This is a genomic window from Streptosporangium sp. NPDC050148 (assembly GCF_055586505.1).
Map to the genome: position 1 here is coordinate 36,280 of NZ_JBVJIA010000051.1, position 9,197 is coordinate 45,476.

Annotated in this window: 10 protein-coding genes; 5 read left to right on the forward strand and 5 right to left on the reverse strand. The window is 71.6% G+C overall.

Going from position 1 to position 9,197, the window contains the following annotated elements; all coding sequences use genetic code 11:
• The first annotated feature begins 144 nt into the window (after positions 1 to 144).
• Entirely contained in the window at positions 145 to 1,146 is a 1,002-nt protein-coding gene (locus ACZ6RT_RS35195; RefSeq protein WP_470158328.1) for a helix-turn-helix transcriptional regulator, read from the forward strand.
• 121 nt (positions 1,147 to 1,267) lie between these two features.
• On the opposite strand, the gene ACZ6RT_RS35200 is transcribed toward ACZ6RT_RS35195, so the two are convergent.
• The 5 genes from ACZ6RT_RS35200 to ACZ6RT_RS35220 all read right to left on the reverse strand — a co-directional run bounded on the left by ACZ6RT_RS35200 (position 1,268) and on the right by ACZ6RT_RS35220 (position 4,238).
• Entirely contained in the window at positions 1,268 to 2,182 is a 915-nt protein-coding gene (locus ACZ6RT_RS35200; protein ID WP_399195927.1) for an SDR family oxidoreductase, read from the reverse strand.
• A 281-nt stretch (positions 2,183 to 2,463) separates the two neighbouring features.
• The gene (locus tag ACZ6RT_RS35205; RefSeq protein WP_470158330.1) at positions 2,464 to 2,892 is read right to left on the reverse strand and encodes an SRPBCC family protein; all 429 of its coding nucleotides are present in this window, start codon (positions 2,890 to 2,892) and stop codon (positions 2,464 to 2,466) included.
• Positions 2,885 to 3,241 carry an ArsR/SmtB family transcription factor gene (locus ACZ6RT_RS35210; RefSeq protein WP_470158332.1) on the reverse strand — a complete coding sequence of 119 codons (357 nt, stop codon included), beginning with the start codon at positions 3,239 to 3,241 and terminating at the stop codon, positions 2,885 to 2,887. The genes ACZ6RT_RS35205 and ACZ6RT_RS35210 overlap by 8 nt, the downstream gene beginning before the upstream one ends.
• Entirely contained in the window at positions 3,234 to 3,623 is a 390-nt protein-coding gene (locus ACZ6RT_RS35215) for a VOC family protein (RefSeq protein ID WP_470158334.1), read from the reverse strand. The genes ACZ6RT_RS35210 and ACZ6RT_RS35215 overlap by 8 nt, the downstream gene beginning before the upstream one ends.
• Positions 3,624 to 3,722: 99 nt before the next feature.
• Positions 3,723 to 4,238 carry a MarR family winged helix-turn-helix transcriptional regulator gene (locus ACZ6RT_RS35220; protein WP_470158336.1) on the reverse strand — a complete coding sequence of 172 codons (516 nt, stop codon included), beginning with the start codon at positions 4,236 to 4,238 and terminating at the stop codon, positions 3,723 to 3,725.
• Positions 4,239 to 4,288: 50 nt separating this feature from the next.
• Between ACZ6RT_RS35220 and ACZ6RT_RS35225 the strand changes: the two genes are divergently transcribed.
• The 4 genes from ACZ6RT_RS35225 to ACZ6RT_RS35240 all read left to right on the forward strand — a co-directional run bounded on the left by ACZ6RT_RS35225 (position 4,289) and on the right by ACZ6RT_RS35240 (position 9,009).
• A complete protein-coding gene (locus ACZ6RT_RS35225; RefSeq protein ID WP_470158337.1) occupies positions 4,289 to 5,314 on the forward strand; it encodes an EamA family transporter in 1,026 nt (341 codons plus the stop codon).
• Positions 5,315 to 5,529: 215 nt separating this feature from the next.
• On the forward strand, positions 5,530 to 5,745 hold the full coding sequence (locus ACZ6RT_RS35230) for a DUF3311 domain-containing protein (protein WP_470158339.1): 216 nt from the start codon (positions 5,530 to 5,532) through the stop codon (positions 5,743 to 5,745).
• A gap of 4 nt (positions 5,746 to 5,749) precedes the next feature.
• Positions 5,750 to 7,345, forward strand: coding sequence for a monocarboxylate uptake permease MctP (mctP, locus tag ACZ6RT_RS35235; RefSeq protein WP_399195941.1), 1,596 nt, complete (start codon positions 5,750 to 5,752; stop codon positions 7,343 to 7,345).
• A gap of 494 nt (positions 7,346 to 7,839) precedes the next feature.
• Positions 7,840 to 9,009, forward strand: coding sequence for a serine hydrolase domain-containing protein (locus ACZ6RT_RS35240; RefSeq protein WP_470158341.1), 1,170 nt, complete (start codon positions 7,840 to 7,842; stop codon positions 9,007 to 9,009).
• Positions 9,010 to 9,197 lie beyond the last annotated feature (188 nt).

A 9,197-nucleotide genomic window follows, 5' to 3' on the forward strand; every position in this document is an offset into this window, starting at 1 on the left:
GGGTGAGAGGGTGTCGCATGGGGCCAGGGTACCCGCGTCAGCGGTGATCATGCAAGGTGGCCGCGCCGTTCCGCGCCGCGGCACCCGGCCGGGCCCCGGCGCTCCCCCGCTCGTGCGCGGGGCGCGCCGCGTTAGGGTCGGGGGATGCGCGCGGCCAGGTTGATGTCGTTGGTGCTGCTGCTCCAGGCGCGCGGCCGGATGAGCGCGGCGGAGCTCTCGCGGGAGCTGGAGGTCTCCGAGCGGACCGTCCACCGTGACGTGCTGGCCCTGTCGGAGGCGGGCGTGCCGGTCTACGCCGACCGCGGGCGCGGCGGTGGCTACCGGCTGCTGGACGGGTACCGCACCCGTCTGACCGGGCTCGACCGCGCCGAGGCCGAGGCGCTGTTCCTGTCGGGCGTTCCGGAGGCCCTGCGGGAGATGGGACTGGGCGAGGTGGCCGCCACGGCACGGCTGAAGGCCTCGGCCGCCCTGTCCCCCGGCCTGCGGGACGCCCCCGCGACCGCGGCGCAGCGCTTCCACCTGGACGCCCCGGGCTGGTTCGTGAGCGAGCGGCCCCCGCCCGCGGCACTGGCCCCGCTGGCCAGGGCGGTCTGGGGCGACCATCCGATCACCGCCGCCTACCGGCGTCCCGTCCGGGACGGGACGGCCGCACCGGCGACGGCCGCCGGGCACCGTGAGGCCGACCGGCGGCCCATGGAGCCGTACGGGCTCGTGCTCAAGGCGGGGGTCTGGTACCTGGCGACCCGGTTCGCGATCTACCGGGTGGATCGCTTCGGCGAGATCGAGATCCACTCCGACCGGCGTTTCGAGCGGGACGACACCTTCGACCTGGCCGCGTTCTGGAGCGAGAGGGCCGCCCGGTTCGCCGGTTCCCTGCTGGCCGAACGGGTCGTCGTGCGGCTCAGCCCGGCCGGGCACCGCCTGCTCCCGATCTTCGCCGACCCCGCGGCCCTCGGCGAGGCGCTGGCGTCCGCGGGCGAGCCCGACGGGCAGGGATGGATCACGATCCGCCTGCCCGTCGAGTCACTGGAGGTCGCCTTCGGCCAGATCCTCCGCTTCGGCCCGGAGGCTGAGGTCCTCGGCCCGCCCGCCCTGCGCGCCCGCTTCGCCGACGCCGCCACCCGCCTGCGCGACCTGTACGGCTGACGGGGTCGTCACGGCCGGCGGCGCCCGGGAAGCGGTGGGGCCGTGGAACCGGCCAGGCAGGCAGGGTCGGTGGGCCCGGTGGGCCCGTCCGTCCGGCAGGGCCGGTGGCGCCGGTCGCCGGTCAGCGGTAGCCGGTCGCGTCGGCGGGCTTGCCCTTGCTCTCCACCTCCTCGATGTAGCGCCAGGCGTCGGGCCTGCTGCCGTCGAGGTCGGTGAAGCCGTACACCTGGGCGAGCTGACCGCTGGACACGGCCTGCCCGGACCAGCGCAGCCGGTCCTCGTCGGTGGCCAGGGCGACGACCGCGCGGCCGGTGTAGGCGGGCGACTCGGAGATCACGAAGTGCGGCTGCGCGACCGTGGCGTCCCGCCAGTTCTCCTCGGTGACGCCGAAGCCCTCCAGCATGCTCTCCGAGCGGAGCCAGCCCGGGGTCAGCGAGACCGCGCCGCACCCGTGCGGGCGCAGCTCGTGGTGCTGGATGAACGCCAGCCGGTTCACCGAGAGCTTGGCCAGGTCGTAGTAGGCACAGAGCCGGTAGTTGGCGAGGTTGTACTCCAGGGTGCCGTCGGTCACCTCGACCACCAGGCCGCCGGGGTTCTCGATCAGCAGGGGCAGCGCGTGGTGGCTGGTGATCAGGTGGGTGTCGACGGCCAGCCGGAGGATCCGCAGGCCGTCGTCGAGGGAGTGGCGCCAGACGGGGACGTCCCACTCCGTCAGCGGGTCCCCGCCCCAGATGTCGTTGACGAGCAGGTCGAGCCTTCCCCGCTCGCCCCTGATCCGCTCCACCAGGGCGCGCACCTGCTCGCTCTCCAGATGGTCCACCTGGACCGCGATGCCCTGCCCGCCCGCGCGGGTGACCAGCTCGGCCGTCTCCTCGATCGTCTCCGGCCGCTTCATCTCCGAGGACCCCTGCCGGGTGCTCCTGCCGGTGCAGTAGACCGTGGCGCCCGCCGCGCCCAGCTCGACCGCGATCCCCCGGCCCGTCCCCCGCGTCGCCCCCGCGACGAGGGCGACCTTTCCTTCCAGCGTTCTGTTCATGCGGCGAGCCTGGCAGGAAAAGGGGACATCTCTTGTCATGTTTTCGCGGGCTTCCGGGAAGGGCGTCTTTCCGGGTCTTCGGGGAGAGCGTCTTTCCGGGTCTTCGGGGAGGGCGGCTTTCCGCTGCCCCCTCCCGGGGAGGGCATCTTTCCGCGGTGCCCACGGCCGACGCCCTCCCCGGGAGCCGCGGCCTCCCGGAGTTCACGGCCCTTCGAGAGCCCGCGGCCCGTGCTTCCGGGAAGAGAAAGCCCTCCCCGGAAGAAGAGGTCACGAGGAGGGACTCAGGCGTCCGCCAGCACCTTCTCCATCCGGCTCAGGACGTGCGAGCGCCAGCCCCCGTCGAGGATGACGTAGGTGCTCTGCTGGATCGGGTCGTCCGGGTCGAACCCGGCGTGTTCCAACAGGAGTCGGGTGCCGCGCCCCTCGGCCTCCAGCGTCCAGGTGACCGTGGTGTCGAGCCCTCCGCCGCACCAGGAGATCCGCATCAGCCGTTCCGGTTCGAGATCCAGGACCTCGCAGTGCACGACGCCGTCGAACCCCCGGTTCGGCCGGGGCTCGGTCCGGAACGTGAACCGGTGGCCGACGACCGGCTTGAAGTCGCCGGGCATCAGCCAGCGCGCCAGCAGGTCGGGGTCGGTGAGCGCGCGCCAGACCTTGCGCGGCGGGTGGGCGAGGTACTGGTCGGTCCTGATCAGTGTGGGGTCAGACATCGCGGTCGTCGTCCTCGGTGCTCGAAAGGCCGTCATCGTCCTCGGCGTCCAGGAGGTCGCGAAGGCTGGAGAGTCTCTCCCTCCAGAAGCGCTCGTACGGGGTGAGCCAGGCGGACATCTCCCGCAGCGGTTCGGGGCGCAGGGAGTACAGGCGCCGCCTGCCCGCCCTGCGTTCGACCACCAGGCCCGCGTCCTTGAGCACCTTGAGGTGCTCCGACAGGCTCGGGCGGCGCATGTCGAAGTGCTCGGCCAGTTCCTGGACCGGTTTCGGCCCGTTCTCCAGGAGCAGCCCGAGGAGCCTGCGCCGGGTGGGGCTGGCCACCGCGGCGAACACGTCCGCCTCAGCCACGGGCGGGCGCGTCCACCGCGGTGGCCTGCAGCACGATCCCGTTGCCGTCGGGGTCGTCGAAGGTGACGTAGCGCCCCCACGGTGACCGCTGGATGTCGCCCTCGACGGCCACGCCGCGGTCGTTCAGCGCGGCCACGTCGCCCTCGAGGTCGTCGGTCTCCAGCACCAGGCCCTTGAGGGAGCCGGGCGGCATGGTGTCGAACCAGTTCACGAGCGTGATCGAGGTACGGGCGCCCTTGGGGGCCACCTGTACCCAGCGGCGGTCGGGGCCCATCGGGTTGTCCGAGACGAGGTCGAAGCCGAGGGCGTCGACGTAGAAGCTCTTCGCCCGGTCCTGGTCGGTGACGGGCAGGGAGAGCAGCTGGACATGGGTTATCGTCATGCGCCGACAATAGGTAGGAAATGTCCTACCGGTCAAGGCGCACGGGAGAGGCGGGCCGGGCGGGGGCGAGGAGGCGGGGCCCGGCCCCGGCCGGCGCGGTCAGCCGGGCCCGTCGGAACCGGCCGCCGCGAGCAGGTCGCGCAGCAGGTCGGCGAGCCGTTCGCGGCTGCGGGCCGGGAGCCGGTCGAACAGCTCGCGCTGGACCGCCAGGCCGGCCACCACCGCCTCGTCGGCCACCTCGCGCCCGCGGCCGGTCAGGGTGATCACCAGGGCGCGCCGGTCGTTCGGGTCGGGCGAGCGGGTGACGAGCCCGGCGTGCTCCAGCCGGTCGAGCCGTCCGGTCATGCCGCCCGAGGTCAGCATCAGCGAGGCCGACAGCTCCTTGGGCGAGAGCTGGAACGGCTCCCCCGACCGGCGCAGGGTCGCCAGCACGTCGAACTCCCCGCGGTTGATCCCGAACCGGGCGTACACCTCTTCCTGGAGGTCACCGGCGATCCGGGCGAGGCGGTTGATGCGGCCGAACACCTCCATCGCCCCGGTCTCCAGCTCCGGGCGCTCGCGCGCCCACTGCATGACGATGCGGTCGACGTCGTCGCGGGCCGTGTCCCCTGCCATGCCGACATGTTAGCTTGCCGATGATTAGCTTAGTGCTAAGATACTTATTCATGAGAGACATTAGGCCGATCGTCGCCAGCGCCGTCGCCCCGATGGTGTGGGGCACGACGTACCTGGTGACCACGGAGCTGCTGCCGGCTCACCGCCCGCTGCTGGCGGGCGCGGTCAGGGCGCTGCCCGCCGGGCTGCTCCTCTGCGCGGCCGTCGCCGTGCTCGCCGGGCGGCTCGCGCTGCCGCGGGGGGCCTGGTGGTGGCGCTCGGCCGTCCTCGGCACCCTCAACATCGGCCTGTTCTTCGCCCTGCTCTTCGTGGCGGCGTACCGGCTGCCCGGCGGGGTCGCGTCCGTGCTGGGCGGCCTGGCCCCCTTCGCGGTCGCGGCCCTGGCGTTCCCGCTGCTCGGGGAGCGTCCGGCCCCCCGGGCCATGGTGGCCGCGGTGATCGGGGTCGCCGGGGTGGCCCTGCTGGTGCTGCGCTCGGCCGTCACCCTCGACCCGCTCGGGCTGATCGCCGCCGTCGGCGGGGTCGTCACCATGTCGCTGGGCACCGTCCTGGGCCGGCGCTGGGGCACCCCCGCGGGGTACGCGAGCCGGAGCACCGCGCTGCTGGCCCTCACCGGGTGGCAGCTGGCCGCCGGAGGGCTGCTCCTGCTGCCCGCCGCGCTCGTCGTCGAGGGCCTGCCGCCCGTCCTGACGGGGACGAACCTCGCCGGTTTCGGCTACCTGACCGTCGTCGGCACGGCACTGGCGTACTTCCTGTGGTTCCGCGGGGTGACCTCCCTGGCCCCGGTCCGGCTCACCCTGCTGGGGCTGCTCAGCCCGGTGGTGGCCGCCGGGCTCGGTTGGGCGGTGCTCGGGCAGGCCCTGTCCGCCGGTCAGCTCGCCGGGGCGGCCGGGGTGCTCGGCGCGGTCCTGCTCGGCGCCTCCGCGCGACCGGCGAGGACCGACTCGGCGGGGGACGTCCGACCGAGTGCCGCCGTCGCGGCCGGCGGACGAGGCGCGGAAGATCGCGATCCGGTGTGGCCTGCGCTTTCGGGACGCCTGCTCCCGCGTCAAGACGTGGGATCACCCGTGCGGTGACCGGTAGGAATCCATCGCCGAGCCGCAGGTGCTCACCGGCCGAGGCCGCTGTGACGTCGGCAAAGGGCGGAATGTGATGACTCACCTACCGCTCGTCGCGTGAACCGATCCGCTCGGCGCTCGGTGACCTCAATGAAATGGTCGTGTAATTACGCTGCCGGTCAGCCGAACGGGACGATCCTGTCCGGACGTCCCTTCTCCACTACGAGGAGACCGTGTTGACCACTCCAGACGGTGGTCGGAGCGATCGCAGCCCATGGAACTGGCTGCTCATCGTACCGATCATCCTACCTTTGTTGCCGTTCCTGTATAACTCCGATGAACCACGGCTTCTCGGCTTCCCGCTGTTCTACTGGCTCCAGCTCGCCTTCATCCTGATCGGCGTCACCTGCACCACGATCGTTTACCAGATGACGAAGCGGCGGCGGTGACCCGATGGAAGCGCATCTGACTGAGATCATCGTTTTCTCGGCGCTGTTCCTGCTGGTCAGCGGCATGGGTTTCATGGCCGCGCGCTGGCGGCGCCCGAACGACCTGGCCAGCCTCGACGAGTGGGGCCTGGGCGGCCGGAACTTCGGCTCCTGGGTCACCTGGTTCCTGGTCGGTGGCGACCTCTACACCGCCTACACCTTCGTGGCCGTGCCCGCCCTGCTCTGGGGCGCGGGCGCGATGGGCTTCTTCGCGGTGCCGTACACGATCGTGGTCTACCCGATCGTGTTCCTGGTGCTGATCCGTCTCTGGTCGGTCTCGCACGTGCACGGCTTCGTGACCCCGGCCGACTTCGTACGGGCCCGGTTCGGCTCGCCCACGCTGGCGCTGCTGGTGGCGATCACCGGCATCGTGGCGACCATGCCCTACATCGCGCTCCAGCTCGTCGGCATCGAGGCCGTGCTGAAGTCGATGGGCGTGACCGGCCACCTGCCGATCATCATCGCGTTCGCGATCCTGGCCGCGTACACCTACCAGTCGGGCCTGCGCGCCCCGGCGCTGATCGCGTTCGTCAAGGACACGCTGATCTACATCGTGATCCTGGTCGCGATCTTCGCGATCCCCGCCCAGATCGAGGGCGGCTGGTCCGGCATCTTCGACGCCGCCCAGGCCAAGTTCACCGCCAGCCCCGCCCCCGGTGACGGCATCCTGCTCAACGCCAACAACCAGCTCCAGTACGTCACGCTGGCCCTGGGCTCGGCGCTCGCGCTCTTCCTGTACCCGCACAGCATCACCGGCGTGCTCGCGTCCAAGAACCGCGACGTCATCAAGCGGAACATGTCGGCGCTGCCCGCCTACAGCCTGCTGCTCGGCCTGATCGCGCTGCTCGGCCTGATGGCCATCGCGGCCGGCATCACGCCGATCGGCAAGGACAACAACACGATCGTGCCGCAGCTGTTCGACAAGATGTTCCCCGACTGGTTCACCGGCGTCGCGTACGCCGCGATCGGCATCGGCGCGCTGGTCCCCGCGGCCATCATGTCCATCGCCGCGGCGAACCTGTTCACCCGGAACATCTACAAGGAGTACCTGAAGCCGGACGCGAGCGACGCCGACGAGGCCCGGGTCTCGAAGATCACCTCGCTGCTCGTCAAGGTCGGCGCGGTGCTGTGCATCCTGTTCCTGGACACCGGTTTCTCCATCGACCTGCAGCTCATCGGCGGCGTCATCATCCTGCAGACGCTCCCGTCGGTGGCGCTCGGCCTCTACACCCGCTGGTTCCACCGCATCGGCCTGATCGCCGGATGGGCCGCGGGCATGGGGGCCGGCATGCTCATGCTCTACAACATCGGCAACCCGGCCACCGGCAAGCTGCACTTCGCCGGGTCCGCGTTCCCGCTGGAGAAGCTGGGCCTGGACACCAAGATGACGATCTACGCGGGCATCGTCGCGCTCGCGGTCAACCTGGCCGTCGCCGCGATCGGCACGCTCATCGCGCGCGCCGCCAAGGCGCACGACGGGGACGACACCACCAAGCCCGACCACTACTTCGCCGACGAGGGCGACCCCAGGATCAAGGACCTGGATCTCGCTCCCCACTGACGCGGTCTCTCCCAAGGCCCGCGCCACTGACCGCGGTCTCTTCCAAAGCTCGCGCCACTGACCGCGGCCTCTCCCGGGGCTCGCGTCCGGAACCTGGGGCCCCTGCGCCCGGGGCCTCAGGTTCCCGTGTCCGCGGCCCCGGGCTTCTGCACCGGGCCCTCGGGTTCCTGTGCGCGGCGCCTCGGGCCGGGGGCCATCCGGGTCCCGTGTCGGGGTGACCCGGGTCCCGTGTCGGGGTGACCCGGGTCCCGTGTCGGGGTCACCCGGGTCCCGTGTCGGGGTGACCAGGGTCACGAACACGAGGCCGGAGTCACCCGGGGTCACGCACACGGGCCTTCCCGCCGCCTCACCGCCGCCTCACCGCGACGGGGAGGCCCCGTGCCGGTTCACGGGAGCCGTTCCGCTCCTCCGCTCCACCGCGATGTTCCCTTCCGGTCGGCGGGCTTGTACCGTCAGGACCTCGACGGTGCGGGGGTACGGGAAGGGGACATCGGATGCGTGCGGCCCTTCTGGGCGCGATCTCACTGGTGATCGCGGTGACCGCCTGCTCCCCTTCCACCCGTACGGCCGCGCCCGCCGCCCCCGGCACGCCACAGCCCTCCGGCGCGCCACGCTCTCCCTCGGCCGGCTCTCCCGGAGCGGCTTCCGAGGTCCAGGCCGTGGCGGACGACCTGGTGTCGTCCGGGTCCCCCGGAGCCGTCGTGCACCTCCGTGACGACGGAAGGATCCGGGAGGCCGCCGCCGGGTTCGCCGACCTCGCGACGAGGACTCCCATGCGGGTCGATCACCGATTCCGGATCGCGAGCGTCACCAAGACCTTCACCGCCGCGGTCGTGCTGCAGCTGGTACGCGAGCGGCGGCTGGCTCTCGGTGACACGCTCGGGAAACTCCTCCCCGGTGTCCTTCCCGGCGCGGACAGGGTGACCGTCGAGCAGCTGCTCACCCACACCAGCGGAATACCGGACTACCTCACCGACTCCCGCTTCACGGACGCCGTCGTGGACCGTGGCCTGCACACCCGTGACTGGCCGCCGCGCGAGCTGCTCGGCTACGGCGGAAGGCCCGGCAAGCGGGGGGTCAACCGCTACTCCAACAGCAACTACATCCTTCTCGGCCTGGTCATAGAGAAGGTCACCGGTAAGAGCTACTCCGAGGCGCTGTCCGAGCGCATCACCGGCCCCCTGCGGCTGCGTGACACCGAGCTCCCCCGGGAGCTCCTGCCACAGGGACTCGCCCGGGGCAGGCAGGGCGACGGCCCCGGGTCGACGACCGTGAGCTCCTCCATCTTCTGGGCCGCGGGAGGCCTGGTGTCGACCACCCGGGACGTGGGCACCCTCTACGAGGCCCTCTTCGGAGCAGGCTCGGGTAAAGGCACGGGTCCGTCCTCCGGCACACGGACGCGGGCCCCCGGCAAGGGGACGGTCGAAGGGGCGGCAGCGGGACGCCTGCCTGCGGGGGCCGACTTCAAGCGTGCGGGCGGGATGGGCGTGTACGCCGACAAGCTGACCTGCGGCACCCAGGTGTGGAACCACTCCGGGCTGATCTACGGGTACTCCGGGATCGCGATGACCAGCGAGGACGGTCGCCGGCAGGTGGTGATCCAGCTCAACTCCCCGGCGGTGGGACAGGCCATCGCCGCGGCGGGAAGACTCATGTGCCGATGAGCGGCGTCGGATGTCTGACGTCGATTCCGTCGGCGTACTTGTTTTCGCGTCGGCGTTCCTGAGGTCTTCGCTGCCGTCGACGGGCGGAAGGCGTGACGGCTGAGAGCACGCCAGGGGCCCGCAGGAGAACAACCCCACCAAGGCCAGAAGAACCACCCGGGAAAGAACCCTCGGGAAGCAAGAAAGCA

Coding starts and splice junctions, on each gene's coding strand:
- ACZ6RT_RS35195 (WP_470158328.1), top strand. CDS start 145: ATGCGCGCGGCCAGGTTGATGTCGTTGGTGCTGCTGCTCCAGGCGCGC.
- ACZ6RT_RS35200 (WP_399195927.1), bottom strand. CDS start 2,182: ATGAACAGAACGCTGGAAGGAAAGGTCGCCCTCGTCGCGGGGGCGACG.
- ACZ6RT_RS35205 (WP_470158330.1), bottom strand. CDS start 2,892: ATGTCTGACCCCACACTGATCAGGACCGACCAGTACCTCGCCCACCCG.
- ACZ6RT_RS35215 (WP_470158334.1), bottom strand. CDS start 3,623: ATGACGATAACCCATGTCCAGCTGCTCTCCCTGCCCGTCACCGACCAG.
- ACZ6RT_RS35220 (WP_470158336.1), bottom strand. CDS start 4,238: ATGGCAGGGGACACGGCCCGCGACGACGTCGACCGCATCGTCATGCAG.
- ACZ6RT_RS35225 (WP_470158337.1), top strand. CDS start 4,289: ATGAGAGACATTAGGCCGATCGTCGCCAGCGCCGTCGCCCCGATGGTG.
- mctP (WP_399195941.1), top strand. CDS start 5,750: ATGGAAGCGCATCTGACTGAGATCATCGTTTTCTCGGCGCTGTTCCTG.
- ACZ6RT_RS35240 (WP_470158341.1), top strand. CDS start 7,840: ATGCGTGCGGCCCTTCTGGGCGCGATCTCACTGGTGATCGCGGTGACC.